The organism is Polaromonas eurypsychrophila (genome assembly GCF_014641715.1).
In the GTDB taxonomy this organism is placed as follows: domain Bacteria; phylum Pseudomonadota; class Gammaproteobacteria; order Burkholderiales; family Burkholderiaceae_C; genus Polaromonas; species Polaromonas eurypsychrophila.
Genome location: NZ_BMIG01000004.1, coordinates 312,599 through 331,316 on the forward strand (window position 1 = coordinate 312,599; position 18,718 = coordinate 331,316).

The 18,718-nt window shown below is 61.7% G+C and carries 17 protein-coding genes; 7 read left to right on the top strand and 10 right to left on the bottom strand.

From position 1 onward, the window contains the following. Positions 1 to 26 precede the first annotated feature (26 nt). Genes IEX16_RS08090 through IEX16_RS08115 form a run of 6 tightly spaced genes read right to left on the bottom strand, consistent with a single transcriptional unit; the run spans position 27 to position 4,351 of the window. Complete coding sequence (locus tag IEX16_RS08090; RefSeq protein ID WP_188707830.1) at positions 27 to 725, bottom strand: urease accessory protein UreF; 699 nt, start codon at positions 723 to 725, stop codon at positions 27 to 29. Further along, positions 722 to 1,360, bottom strand: a complete 639-nt coding sequence (gene ureE / locus IEX16_RS08095) for an urease accessory protein UreE (RefSeq protein ID WP_188707831.1) — start codon at positions 1,358 to 1,360, stop codon at positions 722 to 724. Before ureE ends, IEX16_RS08090 begins: the two co-directional genes overlap by 4 nt. A gap of 15 nt (positions 1,361 to 1,375) precedes the next feature. Beyond that, complete coding sequence (ureC, locus tag IEX16_RS08100) at positions 1,376 to 3,094, bottom strand: urease subunit alpha (protein ID WP_188707832.1); 1,719 nt, start codon at positions 3,092 to 3,094, stop codon at positions 1,376 to 1,378. Then, entirely contained in the window at positions 3,094 to 3,399 is a 306-nt protein-coding gene (locus IEX16_RS08105; RefSeq protein WP_188707833.1) for an urease subunit beta, read from the bottom strand. The genes ureC and IEX16_RS08105 overlap by 1 nt, the downstream gene beginning before the upstream one ends. Before the next feature lie 15 nt (positions 3,400 to 3,414). Beyond that, positions 3,415 to 4,029 (bottom strand): HupE/UreJ family protein, encoded by a 615-nt coding sequence (locus tag IEX16_RS08110; protein WP_188707834.1) that lies wholly within the window; start codon positions 4,027 to 4,029, stop codon positions 3,415 to 3,417. Positions 4,030 to 4,048: 19 nt separating this feature from the next. Next, the gene (locus IEX16_RS08115; RefSeq protein ID WP_188707835.1) at positions 4,049 to 4,351 is read right to left on the bottom strand and encodes an urease subunit gamma; all 303 of its coding nucleotides are present in this window, start codon (positions 4,349 to 4,351) and stop codon (positions 4,049 to 4,051) included. A gap of 161 nt (positions 4,352 to 4,512) precedes the next feature. On the opposite strand from IEX16_RS08115, the gene IEX16_RS08120 reads away from it, so the two are divergent. Then, positions 4,513 to 8,010: a hybrid sensor histidine kinase/response regulator gene (locus tag IEX16_RS08120; RefSeq protein WP_188707836.1), complete on the top strand. Its 3,498-nt coding sequence runs from the start codon at positions 4,513 to 4,515 to the stop codon at positions 8,008 to 8,010. After that, positions 8,007 to 8,978: a response regulator transcription factor gene (locus IEX16_RS08125; protein ID WP_188707837.1), complete on the top strand. Its 972-nt coding sequence runs from the start codon at positions 8,007 to 8,009 to the stop codon at positions 8,976 to 8,978. Before IEX16_RS08120 ends, IEX16_RS08125 begins: the two co-directional genes overlap by 4 nt. A 146-nt stretch (positions 8,979 to 9,124) precedes the next feature. Here IEX16_RS08125 and IEX16_RS08130 read toward each other — a convergent pair whose 3' ends face one another. Then, positions 9,125 to 9,490, bottom strand: a complete 366-nt coding sequence (locus tag IEX16_RS08130; protein WP_188707838.1) for an HPF/RaiA family ribosome-associated protein — start codon at positions 9,488 to 9,490, stop codon at positions 9,125 to 9,127. 438 nt (positions 9,491 to 9,928) lie between these two features. Between IEX16_RS08130 and IEX16_RS08135 the strand changes: the two genes are divergently transcribed. Continuing rightward, complete coding sequence (locus IEX16_RS08135) at positions 9,929 to 10,168, top strand: hypothetical protein (RefSeq protein ID WP_188707839.1); 240 nt, start codon at positions 9,929 to 9,931, stop codon at positions 10,166 to 10,168. Positions 10,169 to 10,220: 52 nt separating this feature from the next. Continuing rightward, positions 10,221 to 10,475 carry a translation initiation factor IF-1 gene (gene infA, locus IEX16_RS08140; protein WP_188707840.1) on the top strand — a complete coding sequence of 85 codons (255 nt, stop codon included), beginning with the start codon at positions 10,221 to 10,223 and terminating at the stop codon, positions 10,473 to 10,475. A gap of 48 nt (positions 10,476 to 10,523) precedes the next feature. Here infA and IEX16_RS08145 read toward each other — a convergent pair whose 3' ends face one another. Then, complete coding sequence (locus IEX16_RS08145) at positions 10,524 to 11,138, bottom strand: DUF502 domain-containing protein (protein WP_188707841.1); 615 nt, start codon at positions 11,136 to 11,138, stop codon at positions 10,524 to 10,526. Between the two features lie 320 nt (positions 11,139 to 11,458). On the opposite strand from IEX16_RS08145, the gene IEX16_RS08150 reads away from it, so the two are divergent. Then, positions 11,459 to 11,614 carry a hypothetical protein gene (locus IEX16_RS08150; protein ID WP_188707842.1) on the top strand — a complete coding sequence of 52 codons (156 nt, stop codon included), beginning with the start codon at positions 11,459 to 11,461 and terminating at the stop codon, positions 11,612 to 11,614. A gap of 18 nt (positions 11,615 to 11,632) precedes the next feature. Here the strand turns inward: IEX16_RS08150 and IEX16_RS08155 are convergent, their stop codons facing one another. Together IEX16_RS08155 and IEX16_RS08160 are read right to left on the bottom strand one after the other, a co-directional pair. Next, positions 11,633 to 11,833: a hypothetical protein gene (locus tag IEX16_RS08155; protein ID WP_188707843.1), complete on the bottom strand. Its 201-nt coding sequence runs from the start codon at positions 11,831 to 11,833 to the stop codon at positions 11,633 to 11,635. 80 nt (positions 11,834 to 11,913) lie between these two features. Continuing rightward, positions 11,914 to 12,108: a hypothetical protein gene (locus IEX16_RS08160; protein ID WP_188707844.1), complete on the bottom strand. Its 195-nt coding sequence runs from the start codon at positions 12,106 to 12,108 to the stop codon at positions 11,914 to 11,916. A 707-nt stretch (positions 12,109 to 12,815) separates the two neighbouring features. Between IEX16_RS08160 and IEX16_RS08165 the strand changes: the two genes are divergently transcribed. Further along, entirely contained in the window at positions 12,816 to 13,289 is a 474-nt protein-coding gene (locus IEX16_RS08165; protein WP_188707845.1) for a CreA family protein, read from the top strand. A 250-nt stretch (positions 13,290 to 13,539) separates the two neighbouring features. After that, positions 13,540 to 18,696 carry a PAS domain S-box protein gene (locus tag IEX16_RS19965; RefSeq protein ID WP_229676247.1) on the top strand — a complete coding sequence of 1,719 codons (5,157 nt, stop codon included), beginning with the start codon at positions 13,540 to 13,542 and terminating at the stop codon, positions 18,694 to 18,696. Positions 18,697 to 18,718: the final 22 nt, after the last annotated feature.

An 18,718-nucleotide genomic window follows, 5' to 3' on the forward strand; every position in this document is an offset into this window, starting at 1 on the left:
GCAATGACAATTGTTAGTGCTGTCACTCATGACCGGAACAATCTGGAGTATTGGGTTTCATGTTGCGATGAAAGAATCGCCAGCATGGGTGAGAAGGCCTGGCGTTCGTGATCCTTAAGCGCCATGGCTGCAGCGATGGCGGCGGGGATTTCTGCAGCCAGCCGTGCCAGTATGCGCTGGCCCGCGCTCTGGCCCAGCGGCACCGACTTGAGCGCGGCCTGCATCATGTTTTCGGCCCAGCCGAAGGTATAGGCGCTCAGGCAATCGGGCACACCGGCTGCCAGCGGCGAGGCGGCGAGTGCAAAAGCGACAGGGTAGGTCGGGGGCAGTAGCGCGCAGGCTTGCAGATGTGCATCGCTGACGCTGTGGTGGTTGCGCAGCCATTCGAGCAGCGAGCGGCCCATCTGTTCGGCCTGCAGCCGCAGCTCGCTGGTTTCGCGGGTCTGCAGCACCCAGTCATTGAGGACTTTCACCCTGCCGAGCTGGTTGTCGCGCCAGGCCGGGATCGCCTGCGCAATCACTGCCAGGTCGCCACGCGCCAGGCTCAGGTGCAACTGGTCGCTGAGCCAGTCGGCCGCCAGGCTTTCCGTCGTGACGCCAGCCCGGTCCACAGCGGCTTCCAGACCTTCGGAATAGGAAAAACCGCCGACGGGCAGAGCCGGGGAGGCCAGCCAGATCAGTTGCAGCAGGCTCGCTGCCGGCAGGGGCTGGGTAGTCGCGCTCAATGGCTGTGCGGCTTGTGTTTGTGAATCTGGATCGCGAGCGGCTGCACCTCATGCGCGTGTGCATGACCGTGATCGTGATCATGCTTGCAGTTGGGGCCGTGCACGTGGGGCGCGGGCGCCGCAGCAGGTGCGTGGGCGTGGTCATGTCCACCTTCCTGCGCATGACCATGGCTGTGGCCGCCCGCGCTGTACGCGCCGCCTTCGGGCTCGAAGGATTCGCTAACCTCGTTGACGATCAGATGCATGGACCGCAACATCGCCGCCAGCACATGGTCGGGTTCAATCTTCAGGTGGTCGGGCTTTAGTTCGATGGGTACATGCCGATTGCCCAGGTGGTAGGCCGCGCGGGTCAGGTCAAACTGGCTGCCGTGGGAGGTGCAAGCCGTGATGCGCAACACGGTTTGCGGCGCCGCGATGACTTTCACCAGGGAGCCGTCTTCGGCAACCAGTACATCACCGCCGCGCACCAGGGTGCCGCGCGGCAAGAAGATGCCGAGCTGGCGGCCCAGCGAGTCGGTGGCCTCGAAGCGGCTTTTCTGGCGGATGTCCCAGTCGAGTTCGGCCGTGGCAGCGCGCTTGAGCAGCACGGGTGCGAGGCCGGCGCCCTGCGGCATGAGTTTGGAAACCTGGAGCATGAAAAAAGAGTTGGTTCAGAAAAGAAAATAACGCTGGGTCATCGGCAGGCTGGTCGCCGGCTCGCAGGTCAGCAACTGGCCATCGGCGCGCACCGAGTAGGTCTGGGCATCGACCTCCATCTTCGGCGCGTAGTTATTGTGGATCATGTGGCGCTTTTGTACGCCGCGTATGTTTTTCACGGCGGAGAGGTTTTTGGCCAGACCGAACCTCTCCTTGATGCCGCCAGCCAGGCCGGCCTGCGACACAAAGGTCAGCGAGCCCTTGGCAATCGCGCCGCCGAAGCCGCCGAACATGGGGCGGTAATGAACCGGCTGCGGTGTCGGGATCGAGGCATTCGGGTCGCCCATCGCCGCCATGGCGATGAAGCCACCCTTGAGGATCAGCGCTGGCTTGATGCCGAAGAAGGCCGGCTTCCAGACCACCAGGTCGGCCCATTTGCCCAACTCAATGGATCCAACCTCATGCGCGATGCCGTGGGCAATCGCCGGGTTGATGGTGTATTTGCTGATGTAGCGTTTGACGCGGAAGTTGTCGTTGCGCTCGGTGTCGCCCGGCAGCTTGCCGCGCTGTACCTTCATCTTGTGCGCGGTCTGCCAGGTGCGGATGATGACTTCGCCGACGCGGCCCATAGCCTGGCTGTCGCTGCTCATCATGCTGATGGCGCCCAGGTCGTGCAGCACGTCTTCGGCGGCAATGGTTTCCTTGCGGATGCGGCTCTCGGCAAAAGCCAGGTCCTCGGCAATCGCCGGGTCCAGGTGATGGCAGACCATCAGCATGTCCACATGTTCGTCCAGCGTGTTGACGGTGTAGGGCATGGTCGGGTTGGTCGACGAGGGCAAAAAGTTCAGCTCGCCGACCACCTTCAGGATGTCGGGCGCATGGCCGCCGCCCGCACCTTCCGTGTGGAAGGCACACAGGGTGCGTCCCTTGGTAGCGGCAATCGTGTTCTCGACAAAACCCGACTCATTGAGCGTGTCGCTGTGGATGGCCACCTGCGTGTCGGTCTCGTCGGCCACATCCAGGCAGTTGCTGATGGCGGCCGGCGTGGTGCCCCAGTCCTCGTGCAGCTTCAGGCCGATCACGCCAGCATCGATTTGTTCATGCAGGGCGGCCGGCAGGCTGGCATTGCCCTTGCCGAGAAAACCCAGGTTCATCGGGAAGGCGTCGGCGGCCTGCAGCATACGCTCGATGTTCCAGGGGCCGGGGGTGCAGGTGGTGGCAAAGGTGCCGGTGGCCGGACCGGTGCCGCCGCCCAGCATGGTGGTGACGCCCGAGGTCAGCGCCTCCTCGATCTGCTGTGGGCAGATGAAGTGGATGTGCGAGTCGATGCCGCCGGCGGTGACGATCAAACCTTCGCAGCTGATGATCTCGGTGCCGGGGCCGATGATCATTTCAACGCCGGGCTGGGTGTCGGGGTTGCCGGCCTTGCCGATGACCGCGATGCGCCCGCCCTTGAGGCCGATGTCCGCCTTGACGATGCCCCAGTGGTCGATGATCAGCGCATTGGTCATCACGCAGTCCATCGCACCTTCGGCACGCGTCTTCTGCGACTGCGCCATGCCATCGCGAATCGTTTTGCCGCCGCCGAACTTCACTTCCTCGCCATAACTTCCAGCGCGCAAGGTGTAGTCGGCCTCAACCTCGACCATCAGCTCGGTGTCGGACAGGCGCAGGCGGTCGCCCACGGTGGGGCCGAACATTTCGGCGTAAGCGCGTCTGCCTATGGTTGCCATCAGATTTGTCCTTGCACCAGGCCGCGAAAGCCGTAAATTTTTCGTTCACCGGCGAAGTCCACCAGTTCGACCGTGCGCTGCTGGCCCGGCTCGAAGCGCACAGCCGTGCCCGAGGCGATGTTGAGGCGCATGCCCTGCGCAGCGGTGCGGTCGAAGGCGAGTGCGCCGTTGGTTTCGGCGAAGTGGTAGTGCGAGCCGACCTGGATGGGCCGGTCGGCGCTGTTCTGCACGACCACCGTCAGGGTGCGGCGCCCGGTGTTGAGTGGGTGGTCGGGGCCGTCGGTCAGCAGTTCGCCGGGAATCATGACAACTCCTGGATTTCAGGCCAGGCGGCCAAGCAGGGCCAGACCGAAAATCGCGACGCTGGCGCCCGCCAGGCGCGGTATCCAGACGATGGCGTGGCGCAAGGCCCAGCCCAGCGCAACACCCGCGGTGTGCAGGAGCAAGGTGGCAGTCAGCATGCCGGCGACGACCGGCAGTGCGTTCGCATCACCGGCCAGTTCGTAACCATGGGCCAGGCCGTGAAAAACGGCAAACACACCGACCAGCGCTGCGGCCGCGATGCCCGGAACGCGCCAGCGCGTCAGCACCAGCAGGCCGATCACCAGCAGCGAGCTCGCAATCATCGGTTCGACCGCCTGCAAAGCCACACCCTGCAAGCCGAGAAAGGCGCCGGCCAGCAGCATGGCGGCAAACCCGAGCGGCGCCCACAACAGGTCGGGCCAGGCGCGGCGCGCGGCCAGGGCGCTCCACAGGCCCACCGCGACCATGGCCGCCAGATGATCCAGGCCAGTCAGCGGATGGATGAAGCCGCTCAGGAAGGTATGGGTATGGCTGTGGCCGACGATCTCGACATGGCCAATATGGGCGCTAGCCCCCGCCGATATTGCGCAGATAGCTATCAAAAACAGAGCGGATTTAAGTTTGTGTTGCATGGTGCGATCTCTGTGGTGCTCAAACAATCGGCTGGTGCACGGTGACCAGCTTGGTGCCGTCGGGAAAAGTGGCTTCGACCTGAATGTCGGGGATCAGCTCGGGGATGCCGTCCATCACGTCGGCGCGGCTCAAGATGGTCCGGCCTTCGCTCATGAGCTGGGCCACTGTTTTGCCATCGCGCGCACCTTCCATCACGGCGGCGCTGATCAGCGCGACGGCTTCGGGATAGTTCAGTTTCAGGCCCCTGGCCTGGCGCCGTTCGGCCAGCAGCGCGGCCGTGAAAATCAGCAGCTTGTCTTTTTCTCTGGGGGTCAATTCCATGGGTTCTCCGGGGGCGGCTGCGGCAGGGGTGCATGTGCCGGGGTGCAAGAATGGTGCCACAGGAATCGCCCGCTGCGCCAGCGTCAGCGCTGGTTTTCCCTCTGTGGCATGGAATCTGCACTTCAGCAGGCTTCGCCTTATGACGTATTGACTCTCCACCCATGGACACCCCTGCCGCACCGTTGCCCCTGCCTGCGCAGGTCGTGCCTCCGTGGGCGCCTGCGCCGCTGCCTGCCGGCGAGGCCGAAGCGCCGGTGCAGCGCATCATCAAGGTCAGGCGTGACTACAACAGCTGGGTCGCCAGCGAAACCATGGAAGACTACGCGCTGCGTTTCACGCCGCAGCGTTTTCGCAAATGGTCCGAGTGGCGCGTGGCCAACACCGCCTTCGGCGCCGCCTCATTCCTGATCCTGGAAGCGGTCGGTGCGACCCTGCTGGTGCAGTACGGCTTTACCAATGCCTTCTGGGCCATTGTCGCTACCGGGCTGATCATCTTCATGGCCGGCCTGCCGATCAGCATTTATGCCGCGCGTTACGGCGTCGACATGGATCTGCTGACGCGCGGCGCCGGCTTCGGCTACATCGGCTCGACCCTGACCTCGCTGATCTACGCGTCCTTCACCTTCATCTTTTTTGCGCTCGAGGCGGCCGTCATGGCTTATGCGCTGGAGCTGGCGCTGGGCATCCCGCCGAGCTGGGGTTATTTGATCTGCGCGCTGGTGGTGATTCCGCTGGTGACCTACGGCGTGTCCGTTATCAGCCGCCTGCAGATCTGGACGCAACCTCTCTGGCTGATCATGCTGGTTGTGCCATTTATTTATGTTCTGGTGCGCGACCCCGCCGCTTTTACCGGAATTACGCACTATAAAGGTGAAAAAGGCGCCAACTCAGGGTTTGATTTGCACTTGTTTGGTGCTGCATTGACGGTGGGTATCGCGCTGATCACCCAAATGGGTGAGCAGGCTGACTACCTTCGCTTCATGCCGGCACGCACGGCGGCCAGCCGCCGCCGTTGGTGGGCCGGCGTACTGGCCGGCGGGCCGGGCTGGGTGTTGCTGGGGGTGGTCAAGATGCTGGGCGGCGCTTTTCTGGCCTACCTGGCGATCCAGCACATGGTGCCGCTGGACCGCGCGGTGGACCCGAACCAGATGTACCTGGCGGCCTACGAATACGTGTTTCCGCATTACGGCTGGGCGGTCGCCGCCACCGCGCTGTTTGTCGTGATCTCGCAGCTCAAGATCAATGTCACCAATGCCTACGCCGGCTCGCTGGCCTGGTCCAACTTCTTCTCGCGCCTGACGCACAGCCATCCGGGGCGTGTCGTCTGGGTGGTGTTCAACACCCTGATCGCTTTCATGCTGATGGAGATGGACGTGTTCCAGGCACTGGGTGATGTGCTGGGCCTGTACTCCAACATCGCGATTGCCTGGATGATGGCGGTGGTGGCCGACCTGGTGATCAACAAGCCGCTGGGCCTGTCGCCCAAGGGCATCGAGTTCAAGCGCGCCCACCTCTACGACATCAACCCGGTCGGTGTCGGCGCGATGGCGCTGGCCTCGGTGCTGTCGGTGACCGCACACCTGGGCCTGTTCGGGCCGCTGGCTCAGGCTTTTTCGGCGTTGATTGCGCTGGGTACGGCCTTCATCACTTCGCCGCTGATTGCCTGGGCGACGAAAGGGCGCTACTACATTGCACGCCAGGGTGAGGCGCCGGAGACCGATGAACAGGGCAACTACAAACCTTATGCGCTCAAGCGCTGCGTCATCTGCGAGCGTGACTACGAAGGCCCGGACATGGCGCATTGCCCGGCCTACCAGGGCGCTATCTGCTCGCTCTGCTGCACGCTGGACGCACGCTGCGGTGATCTGTGCAAGCCGCAGGCGAGCCTGTCGGCGCAATGGTCGGCCACCCTGCGCTGGCTGCTGCCGCGCCGCATCTGGCCCTACCTTGACACGGGCCTGGGCCACTTCCTGCTGCTGATGCTGGTGATCGTGCCGCTGCTGGCCAGCGTGTTCGGCCTGCTGTACCACCAGGAGATGCGGGCGCTGCTGGATCTGGAAGTCGCGTCCGAGTCCGCCTTGCGTTCAGGTTTCCTGAAAGCCTACATGGCGCTGCTGGTAATTGCCGGACTGGTGGCTTGGTGGCTGGTGCTGGCGCACAAGAGCCGGCAGGTGGCTCAGGAGGAGTCGAACCGCCAGACCCATTTGCTGATGAAAGAGATCGAGTCGCATCGCCAGACCGATGAGGCGCTGCAGCAGGCCAAACGCGTGGCCGATCTGGCGAATCAAGCCAAGAGCCGCTATATCAGCGCCATCAGCCATGAGCTGCGCACGCCGCTCAACAGCATTCTCGGTTATGCGCAACTGATGGGCGAAGACACGTCGATCCCGCCGCACCGTCAGCAGGCGGTCGGCGTGATCAAACGCGGCGGTGAACACCTGCTGTCGCTGATCGAGGGCACGCTGGACATCGCCCGCATCGAAAGCGGCAAGCTCACGCTCAATGTCAAGCCCATGCACTTCACCGACTTTGTGCAGGAGCTGACCGGCATGTTTGAACTTGAGGCGCAGGCCAAAGGCCTGGACTTTCACTTCGAGTCTGAAGGCACGCTGCCGGTGGTGGTGCGCGCTGACAAAAAACGCGTGCGGCAAATTTTGATCAACCTGCTGGGCAACGCCATCAAGTTCACGGCCAGAGGCCGCATCAGCTTGCGCCTGAAGTACGCGCGCGAGATGGCCAGCATCGAGATTGAGGACACCGGGCCGGGCCTGTCGGCGCAGGAGATCGAGCGCATTTTCGAGCCTTTCACGCGTGCGGCCACGCCCGGCCCCGCGGCGCCCGGCGCTGGCCTGGGCCTGACAATTGCCAAGATGCTGACCGATCTGATGGGCGGTGAGCTGACGGTGGCCAGCACGCCCGATGTCGGCTCGGTGTTTCGCGTCAAACTGTTTTTACCCGAAGTCCGGCTGGCAGCCGGTGCCGCGCTGCCGGTGCCATCTTCCCGTGCGCACAAGGCGCGTTACGGTTATGCCGGCGCGCGCCGGCGTGTGCTGGTGGTGGACAACGAGGAGGCCGACCGCGAGTTGCTGGTCAATGTGCTGGAGCCGCTGGGCTTCGAGTTGCGTACGGCCGCCAGCGGCCACGACTGCCTGGACCTGCTGGCCGCCGGTTACCGGCCCGAGGTGATCCTGATGGACCTGGCCATGCCCGGCATCGACGGCTGGGAAACCCTGCGCCGCATACGTGCGGCGGGCCATGCCGACATTCATCTGGCGATCGTTTCCGCAAACGCTTTCGACAAGGGCCTGGACAACGACGCCGGTGTCCGGCTGGAAGACTTCATTTTGAAGCCGGTGCGTCACAGTGAACTGCTGGATTGGTTGGAGCGGCGTTTGCAACTGGTCTGGCTGGAAGCGCCGGTGCAAGCCCCGGCCGCAGCGGCGCCATTGGCGCACCCGCGCATTTACCCGCCGGCCGCACAGCTCAATGCTCTGCGCGAGGTGGTCAACCTCGGTTATTTTCGCGGCATCATGAATACCCTCGACGAGATAGAAAAGTCGCAGCCTCAAAGCGCCGGTTTTGCCGCCGAGATGCGCGGCCTGGCGCGCCAGTTCCAGTTCGAGACCATGAGCCAGCAGCTTGGCGAGGTGCCGACATGAATGATCGCGTGCTCGCGCAGACGCTGGACCGCGCGAACAGCGACGTGGTGCTGATTGTCGATGACGTGCCGGACAACCTGTCGGTGCTGCACGATGCGCTCGACGAATCCGGCTTCACCGTGCTGGTCGCCACGCATGGCGAAGCCGCGCTGCAGCGCGCGGCGCAGGCCCTGCCTGACATCGTGCTGCTCGACGCGATGATGCCGGGCATGGACGGCTTTGAAGTTGCCAAGCGGTTGAAGGCCGACGCCCGCACCGCGCACATTCCCATCATCTTCATGACCGGTCTGACCGAGACCGAGTATCTGGTTGCCGCGCTCGATTCGGGCGGCGTGGACTATGTGACCAAACCGATCAAGCCCAAGGAAGTGCTGGCGCGCATCGGTGTGCATCTGCAGAGTGCGCGCGAAAAGCGCCAGGCGCGTAATGCACTCGATGCCTTCGGTTACGCCACCATCACGGTGCGCGTCAGCGACGGCAAGCTGATGTGGCAGACACCGCTGGCGCGCGCGCTGCTGCTGCAGTACTACTCTACCTCCGCGCCGCAGACGCCGGAAGCGGTGCTGACCTGGTTGCGCCGCAATCTGGCCGATGCGGAACGGCAGATCGAGCCGCCGCGCCTGGTGTGCGAAAGTGCTGACTCGGTGGCGCGGCGCCTGACCTTTCGCCTGCACCAGCAAACCGGCGATGACGACTGGCTGATCATCATGCGTGAGGAGTCCGACGACACCGTGATCCAGGCGATGAGCCTGAGCTTCAAACTCACGGCGCGTGAAGCCGAGGTGTTGTACTGGGTGGTCAAGGGCAAGATCAACCGGGACATCGGCGACATCCTGGGCACCAGCCCCATGACGGTCAAAAAACACCTGGAGCGGGTGTTCGCCAAGCTTGGCGTGGAGACGCGTACGGCGGCGGCCGGCATGGCGATGGGCCGGATCCGGCAGCTTCATCCCCAGTTTGAACAGTAGGCCCCCACGTTCGCTTGCTGCGCCTGCGGCCCGGCAAAGGCGGTTCCGCGGCTTGGATGAAAGGGAGGATGCCCATTTTGTGGCGCCAGCCCATGAGCAGCAAGCGTTAAAAGCTATCGATTTGATAGCGTTTGAGGCCTCGGTTGCTATTCGGGCTGGATCAGCGCGGCCGCGTCCTTGCGGATGGAATCGCGGTCGCGGTGGTCTTTCAGGCGGTCCAGCGTGCTGTCCAGCGCGCGTTTGAGCTTGCCCTCGGCTCCGCGGAAGGCTTCGTCGATGCCCGGGGCATGATGTGTCACCGCGACCGGCGCGTGGTTGGCCAGACGAGCTTCCATTAGGCAGCGTTTGTCGGCGGCGCCGGCCTTGCCGCTGTTTTCATCGCTCAGGTGCACTTCCACACGCGTGATTTCATGGCTGAAACGCTCCAGCGTCTGGCTGACTTCAGCCTGGGCCCAGCGCTCCAGCGCCTCGCGGCCTTCGATGCTGTGGTTGGTGTTAACTTGAACTTGCATGCTGTGAATCCTCTTGTTGGGCCGTCCGCGACGGCGATGAACCCAGTGTGGGCGTTCTGGCGGCGCGGCCTTGTAGGGGTTTTTCCACAATCGGCAGGGGTGGCGGTCAAGCAAAGCGCGTTGCGGCCAGAGCGGTTACAATAATCGCTTCGGTAACGCATCAGCCTTTTTCAACGAAGTCCTCTCCCTCTGGCTTCCTTCTCAAATGCGGCGCTTCTCAGAGCCCGGATTCACAGTGTCTTCAGTGCCCCCACAGCACTGAACCCTCTCAACACTGTTCCATTTCCTAGCGAGCACTTTTCCCAACGGTGCCCACTCAAGGCTCACCCACCCGGCCCTTCCAGGCCGGGCAGGCAGAACCGGATACCCGTTGGCTTGCTCGCAAGCCGTTTACTTCTCCATTTATCAAGCCGGGAAACATACCCGGCGCAGACTTTTATGACGATTGATCACAACCACATCGCGGTGGGCAAGTACCTTGTCTCACCGCTGGCCAAGCCCCAAGGCGAAGGCCAATATGCCGCCTCCGTGTCCATCCGGTCCGGGCGTGGCAGCGCCACGCACGACCGAGTGATGCGTTTCAGCGGACTTTTTGACAGTGCGGCTGCCGCCTTGCATTACGCTACCGAACACGCGATGCGCTGGATTCACGAACGCTCGGCACCGGCTTGCGCCTGACGCGCCGGCTGACCTGTACAGACATTTTTTCAAATTTCCAAGGAGTTACATCATGGCCAAAGAAGAACTGATTGAAATGCACGGGCTGGTCAATGAGGTGCTGCCCGACTCGCGTTTTCGCGTAACGCTGGACAACGGCCACAAGCTGGTGGCTTACACCTCCGGCAAGATGCGCAAGAACCATATTCGTATCCTCGCCGGCGATCAGGTGTCGCTGGAGCTGTCGCCTTACGACCTCAGCAAGGGTCGCATCACTTTCCGGCACATTGCTGGTCGTGGTCCAGGTCCTTCGCGTCAGGCAAGCTGAGCGGCTTGACGGTTAAAACAAAGTTTTACCGGATACCCCGCAAAGAACTCAAGACGCCTGCCCGCCGCTGGACGTGCCGGCGGGTGGCCGAGCCATCCAGGCGATCAGCGAGGAACGCATCGCCTCCTCAACCGACATATTGATCGGTTGCACCCATTCGAGCGGTACAAACACGGTGTAGCCACCAATCATGTAGCCCATGGGCAGGTACACCGCCACCCGTTCGCCGGGCAAGAATCCCCCGGGCAAGTCCGTAAAATCACGGCGAGTGATCAGCCCGACGATCTCCAGCGCGTGGCCGGGCATGCGCAGGATCACCACGCTTTGCTCCCCCTGTTTTCCAGTGGGTGAAAAATAGTCAGCAAAACTTTTCAGTGAGCTGTAAATGCTTTTGACCACCGGCAGGTTGGTAAACGGCAATTCGGCAAACGCCAGCAATTGGCGTACCTTCGGTTTGGACACCAGGTAGCCAATCAGCAGGATGATCAGCACGCCCGATACCAGCCCCATGCCGGGCAGATAGAAGCTACCGATCAGAGGGCTCAGTATCCACAGGGTCAACTTTTCCGTCCAGGCCAGAAATATGTACAGCAGGTACAAGGTCATCGCGACAGGCAGAACGGTGATCAGCCCGCGAAAAAAATATTTGTAGAGTTTTTTCATGATGATTGGAGAGGGGTCGTCGCAGCGGCTCGAACAAGTTTTGCGGGGGAACAATCTGTAAGAGAGTAGACCTCAATATAGCGAGTCTGCGTGGCAGCGTCATTGCCTGCAAGCGTAGTAGATGCCGCGCCTATGTAGGCCTGCCCCTACCTGCGCTTTGGTTCACATCCGTCAGCCCGTGGAGGACACCGCATTTATCTTTGAGCTTCTCAAACCACTCATGGAGAAAACAAATGCCCATCATTGCCTGGCTACTCGGTGTCCCCGTCACCGTGATCATTCTTCTCATGTTGTTCGGCGTCTTTTAAGGAGCGCCACCCATGTTACGTAAATTGATTGTTATTGCCATCACCTCAGGGCTTGCCGCCAAGCTGTACCGCAGCTATGTTAGCAAGCGCAACGAGACCGATGTCTCGGCTAATCCACCGGCCCCGGCGCGCCGCCATCGTGCCGGCACCCCGGCCAACCAGGCTTAAGCCGGCCAGCCGCCCGGATCAGGGACGCGGAGGCGTCCGTCCGGCGCGGCGGCAAACATATACCAGTGCCAGACCCGCCGCCCAGCACAGGCCGCCGTAAATAGCCCATTGCGTCTGGCCTGTCATGAAACTTCCCGGCAACAGGTTGATGCCCTGTAAAAACCAGATGGTACCCATCAGCATCATCAGTATGCCAATCAATCGTCCCGCAATTCTCATCATGTCTCCTTCAAGGTTCAAGGCACGCGCTTGAGCGGGCCAAAACAGGCCGCGAGCGCCGCAGTTTCGTAGACCAACAGCTAGTCGTCTTGCGGGCTGAACTGGATGAAGCGTGTGTGCTGCTCGCCGGGCCCGTCCAGCACGGCGCTCGAGCAATCCCTTTTGTCATTTTGGCGCACCACGGTTTCCACCAGTCTGTAAAAGCCCGCGGTATCCGCTGCCGCAGCACTCTCGTATTTTTTCTCAGTCACTTTCTGCCCACTGGTGCTCAGCATCGTCCGGTCCTGCCTGTCCTGCCGGAACTGCCATGTTTCGGTGCAGGAGCCGCCAAAGGTGACCCAGATCCAGGTGCCTACGATAGGGGGGCCAAACGCAGTGGCAGGTGGGCGGCGGCTTGCAGCAGCGGGGTGCCGGCCAGCAGGCCGGCCACAAGAAACAGGTTTCGCAGGCAGCTCATTCAGATCCGTGGTGAAGGTTTCAGGTGAATGCTACTCCCCCAGTGCACTGCCCGCAGGTCTGTTCAGCCAGTAATTTCCCAATTTACGAAGAATTCGGGCATCAGCCCATAGCCGCTGGGCATGAATAGCTGTAAATTTGATAGCAATCAGGGCCTGCACCTACCTCTCGCACATCTGGTAACCAGCTTCACACCGCATGTCCCCGCACATATCGTGGGGCACTCGCAAAAAGCCTGCAATGCACCTGCAGCTTTTAGTCACAGCACCACCGGGAGAATCTCATGAAAAAAGGTCGCCCTTTTACTCGCTGCCGCCAGTCTTGCCGGTTTCGTCGTCGTGTCTTATGACAACGGGCCGCCGCACCGCATACACTGCGGCGTGTATCACGGCGACGGTGTGCGCAACCGCAACGACCGGCGGCCCAACGATTCGCGGCGGTATTGATCCGTGCGGCCTGCGGGCCTTTTTGTCTGCCTTGAGGCGTGGCGTCGTTATAGTTAGGCGTTGATCTTCGAGAAAATACCATGACGACCCACTCTCTCCTGATACTTGCCCTGTTGTGCGGCGCGCTCGCGCCTCTGCATGCCCAGACCATCGGTGAAGTGGACACGGTATTCAAGTTCATCGGACCGGACCACAAAATCGTGGTCGATGCGCATGACGACCCCAAGGTCAAGGGTGTCACCTGTTATGTCTCGCGTGCCAAAACCGGCGGCATCAAAGGCGCGGTGGGTCTGGCTGAGGACAAGGCGGAAGCCTCTATTGACTGCCGCCAGATCGGGCCGGTGTCCTTTGTCAAACCGCTGTCATTGCAGGAAGAAGTCTTCAGTGAGCGGATTTCGCTGATCTTCAAAAAAATTCGTATCGTGCGCATGGTTGATGTCCCTCGAAACACGCTGGTGTACCTGACCTATTCAGACCGGGTGATCGAAGGCTCACCGCAAAACAGCGTGGCATCTGTCCCGATTGACCGCGCGCTGAAGATTCCCCTGCAATAAATCTGCTGGCCTCATTTTTGAAGCGCCGCCCCACAGCAATCAAGGACTTATCCCTATAACAATTTCAAAGGCGATCCCGGACACTTGAGGAGAGTTCATGCGCCGGAGTTTTCTGCCAGGCGCAACTCCCTCCATATAAGGACAGGCAGGGCATGAAACCACGATTTGTTGCAGTTCGCCGTTTCCGCACCTGGGCGAGCGCTGGTGGGGCCTGCCGTGGGTGGGATATTCGCCGACATGAGGGCCGGTAATGACGCCTGAACAAGTCCTGCGCGAAGCGCATGAGCGCCTTAAAGCCGAAGCGCTCGAACTGGCCCGCGCTAATGAAGCACTGAGGCGCGAATTGGCGGAACAAAAATTCGCCCTCAGCACGCTCAAGGGCAATGCCTTGCGCAGCCTGGCTGAAATTTCCGGCGACTGGTACTGGGAGCAGGATGCCGAACACCGCTTCGTCGAGTTTGCAGTGGACTTGGGCCAAAGCAAATTCAACGAGGAACTGATCGCCGGCGCCATCGGCAAGTGCCGATGGGAGCTCCCTGGCATTGTGCCGCTGAGCAGCTCCTGGGAGGCGCACCGCGCGGTGCTGGATGCGCGCCAGCCGTTTCGCGGGTTGGAGTATCTGCGCACGCTGCCCGACGGAATAACTACCTGGCTTTCAGTCAGCGGCGTGCCTCTGTTCGACGGCCAGGGCCGATTCACCGGCTACCGGGGCACGGCCCGCGACATCAGCGCGACCCGACGTGCCGATGCGGCCCTGCACCAGGCCTTCGCCTTCCTGAATGAAATAGTCGACAACGTCCCGGTCGCCCTTCACCTGAAATCGACCGAAGGCAGGCATCCGATCCTGGTGTGGAACAAGGCCGCGCAAGACCTTTATGGCGTGGCGCGCGAGGAGGCCATGGGCCGCACCGTGCACGACTTGTGGCCTGCGGAAGACGCCGACCGCATGTATGCCGCTGATCGGGCGCTGATCAGCAGCGGCATCGCCGAGGATTTTCCCGACCGCGTTGCCGTCACCCGACACCGCGGCACCATCCATGTGCACATGCGCAAGGTCGCGCTCAGGGACGCCAGCGGGAAGGTAAACCACCTGCTGATCACCGCCGAGGACATCACCGAACGCCGTGCCGCCGAAGCCCGGCTGCGCCAGAGCGAACTTCAGTTCCGCAGCCTGACCCAGCTGTCGTCGGATTGGTATTGGGAGACCGATGACCAGTTCCGCCTTAGCTCACTGTCGGGGGGCGACAGCGAGGAAGCCAGACAAAAAATCGCTGAGTACATTGGCAAAACCCGCTGGGACATTGATCAAGGGCTGGCCAACAAGGCACTCTGGCAAAACCACCGCGCGCTGCTTGAGCGGCACGAGACTTTTCACGATTTTGAGTACGAACGGGAAGGCGTCGACGGGAAAGTGGAGGTTTTGTGTATCAGCGGTGAGCCTTTTTTTGACGCCAGCGGCAAGTTTGCCGGTTACCGGGGTGTAGGTTCGGACATTACCGCCCGCAAGCGGATCGAAACCGCGCTGCGGGCCAGTGAGACGCGTTTTCGGGCGGTGGTGGCCGCGCTGGCCGAAGGTGTGGTGATGCGCGACGCCGTCGGTCGTATTGTCGATTGCAATGCCAGTGCCGAGCGTATTCTCGGCAAGACCCTGGCGGAAATGCGGGGCCTGGCTGCAGTCAGGATGGACTGGCAGCGTTTGCGCGAAGACGGCTCCCTGCTGCCGGACGAGGAAATGCCCAGTGTTGCCGCCAGCCGCACGGGTTTGCCACAGTCCAATGTGGTGATTTGTTACCGCAAGCCCGAGGGGGCTCCCCTGTGGGCGCTGATCAATGTCCAGCCCCTGTTTGAAGGAGGCACCACGGTCCCCACCGGCTTTGTCACCACCATCACCGACATCAGCAAGCGTAAACAGGCCGAGATGGAAATCGTCAGGCTCAACGTGGATCTGGAAAACCGGGTGTTGCGCCGCACCGCCCAGCTGGAGGCCGCCAATCAGGAACTGGAGGCGTTTTCCTATTCGGTGGCGCACGACCTGCGCTCGCCGCTGAGCTCGATCAACGGCTTCTGCGCACTGTTGCAAAAGGCGCTGCCGGTCGACACCAGCGAAAAGGCCAATCACTACCTGCTGCGCATACGCGCGGGCGTGCAGCGCATGGGCGAATTGACCGACGGCTTGCTGTCGCTGGCCCAGCTGTCGCGTACCAGTCTGCGCTGGGAGACGGTGGATATCAGCGCGGAGGCGGCGCAACTGGTCCGCCAGTATGCGGAGCGCGATGCGGGCCGCGTCGTCAAGGTGACGGTCGAGCCCGGCCTGCTGGTTCGAGCCGATCCCGCGCTGCTGCGGCAGGTGCTTGAGAACCTGATCGCCAATGCCTGGAAGTTCAGCTCCAAAACCCCGCTTGCCAGCATAACGATTGGCAAGGAAACCGGCGCCGACAAGCAAGCGGTTTATTTTGTTCGCGACAATGGCGCGGGATTCGACATGGCTTACGTGGACAAGCTGTTCGGTACCTTCCAGCGCCTGCATTCTCCCGATGAGTTTTCTGGCAGTGGTATTGGCTTGGCCACCGTCAAGCGCATCATCATTCGCCATGGCGGACGTATTTGGGCAGAGTCCGTTGTGGGCGAGGGCAGCACGTTTTACTTCACACTGGGCAGTGAACAGGTCAAGGTCACCCCCAGCGACGACGCCGGCATAGCGCTGGCTGGGTTGCCGCGTTCCAGCCGCTTGTTCACCTATAACGGGGAACTCTCCGGTACTGCTGTGCAGAGCGGTATGGTCAGCAGCGACAACGATGCCTTCGCGCTCAGTGACCGACAATTCAGCAACGCCTTCGAACATTCGGCAATTGGCATGGCGCTGGTTGCGATTGATTCCCGCCGCCTGCGCGTCAACAGCGCGTTTTGCCAGATGTTGGGCTATTCCGAGGCCGAGATGTTGTCGCGCACTGTTTACGACGTGACCCATCCCGATGATCTGGAGTTTGATCTGCAGCAGCGCAAAAGAGCGCTGGCGGGAGAAATTGAAACCTACCAATGGGAAAAGCGCTACTTCCACAAATCCGGCCGCATCGTCTGGGCTCACCTGAGTTGTTCACTGGTGCGGGACGCTGACCGCCGGCCCCTGTTGTTCATCTCGCAGGTGCAGGATATCACCGAGCGCAAGAATGCCGAGGTTGTACTGCGCGAAAGCGAGGAACGTTTCCGCGCACTCACCGAGCTGTCGTCCGACTGGTTCTGGGAGCAGGACGAGAATTTTCGTTTCGTCCAGATTTCCGGCGAGTTGCGTCATGCGCACACGGCGGCGTTCAGCGGCAACGCCGCCATCGGCCAGACGCGCTGGGAACTGCCCCATGTAAACATGAGCGACGAGGTCTGGGCGGCGCACAAGGCGCAGCTCGAACGGCATGAGATTTTCCGCGATTTTGAAGTCACCCGGCTCGACCACAACGGCGGGATTCGTTATGTGACCCTCAGCGGTGTGCCGATTTTCGATGCGTCCGGCCGCTTCACCGGCTACCGCGGGACGGGCCGTGACAACACCGAAATGCGCCGGGTCAGCGAAGCACTGCGTAGCAGCGAAGCACAGTTGCGGGAGATCACCGACACCGTGCCGGCGCTGATTGCCTACATCGATGCTGGGCATCACTTCCGCTTCCACAACCGCGCCTATGAAGAGGCCTTCGGGCGGGCCTATGAGGAAATTGACGGAAAACACATGCGCGAGGTCATGGGCGCGCAGTTTTATGAAAGCCTGCGCGCCCGGGTCGATGAAGTCCTGTCCGGCTACCCGGTGGTCTACGAACGAACACAGGTGACGGCGCGCGGCGGCCACCGCGATTACGTCGTCAATTATTTTCCGCGTTACAGCGACGAAGATGGCCGCGTCATCGGGTTTTATTCACTGGCCAGCGATGTCACCGAGCTCAAGCGCATCGACCGCATGAAGAGCGAGTTTGTCTCGACGGTCAGCCACGAACTGCGCACACCGCTGACTTCCATCCGTGGATCGCTGGGGCTGATTTCCGGCGGGGTCGCCGGCCAGTTGCCCGAGGCCGTCAAAACATTGGTGGGTATCGCCAAAAACAACTGCGAACGCCTGATCCGCCTGATCAACGACATTCTGGACATCGAAAAGATCGAGTCTGGCAAGATGCGCCTGGATTTGCAGGTGGTCGCACTCAAGCCGCTGATGGTGCAGGCGCTGGCTGCCAACGAAGGTTTCGGCGCCGCGCAGAACGTTGGCCTGAATCTGCATTTCCCTGACGATGAACTGCAGGTTCATGCAGACAGCGACCGACTGATCCAGGTCGTGACCAACCTGCTGTCCAACGCCATGAAATTTTCACCATCGGGCAATCCGGTGGAGGTGCACGTGACGCGGGACGGCATCGGCGTTCGGGTTGAGGTGCGCGACCGCGGCCCCGGCATTCCTGAAGAATTCCACAAGCGTATCTTCCAGAAGTTCTCCCAGGCTGATTCGTCCGATACGCGGCAAAAGGGCGGCACCGGTTTGGGTCTGAACATCTCGCGGGCCATCGTCGAGCGCATGGGAGGCCACATCGGTTTTCACACGAAAGTCGATGTGGGCACCATCTTCTTCTTCGAGCTGCCTGAATGGAAGGACCTGCCCGAGCCGGTGCCCTCGCCGACACTGCCTTCCGGCCGACCGCGGGTTCTTGTCTGTGAGGACGACCGTGACATTGCCCGCCTGATCTGCATGATGCTGGAAAAAGGCGGCTTCGAAGCCGACAAGGTCTATAACGCGGCTCAGGCGCAGGCCTGCCTGGCGCTCAACAGTTATGCCGCGATGACGGTGGACCTCAAGCTTCCCGACCAGGACGGCATCACGCTGATCCGCACCCTGCGCAGCCAGGAAAACACGCGCAACCTGCCGATTGTGGTGGTCTCCGCCATGGCTGGCGAAGGGCAGATCCAGTTCAATAACCAATTGTTGTCGGTGTCGAACTGGCTGGACAAGCCGATCGACGAAAACCTGCTGATTCTGGGTTTGCGCCGCGCCATCGACGGCATGGCCGAGGGCAAGCCGCGCATCCTGCATGTCGAGGACGACCTCGACATCCAGCGCATCACGGCAGCCATCATGCAGGACTTCGCTACTTTCGAGTTCGCTGCCACGCTCGACGAAGCGCGTGTGCGGCTGCTCAACCAGCGCTTTGACCTTGTCCTGCTCGACCTGACCTTGCCCGGTGGTTCGGGCTGGGATTTGCTCGCCGACATCGAAGCATTGGACCGGCCGCCTCCTGTGGTGGTGTTTTCTGCCACCGAGGTGGACCGCGACGAGAGTAGCCGAGCTGCCGCCGTGCTGGTGAAGGCGCAAACCTCCAACGACGAATTGTTGCAGACCCTGCAGCGTGTGTTGACTCAGGGCTTGGCCTCAAGCTGAGCACCGCCCCGAGTCGCAGGTT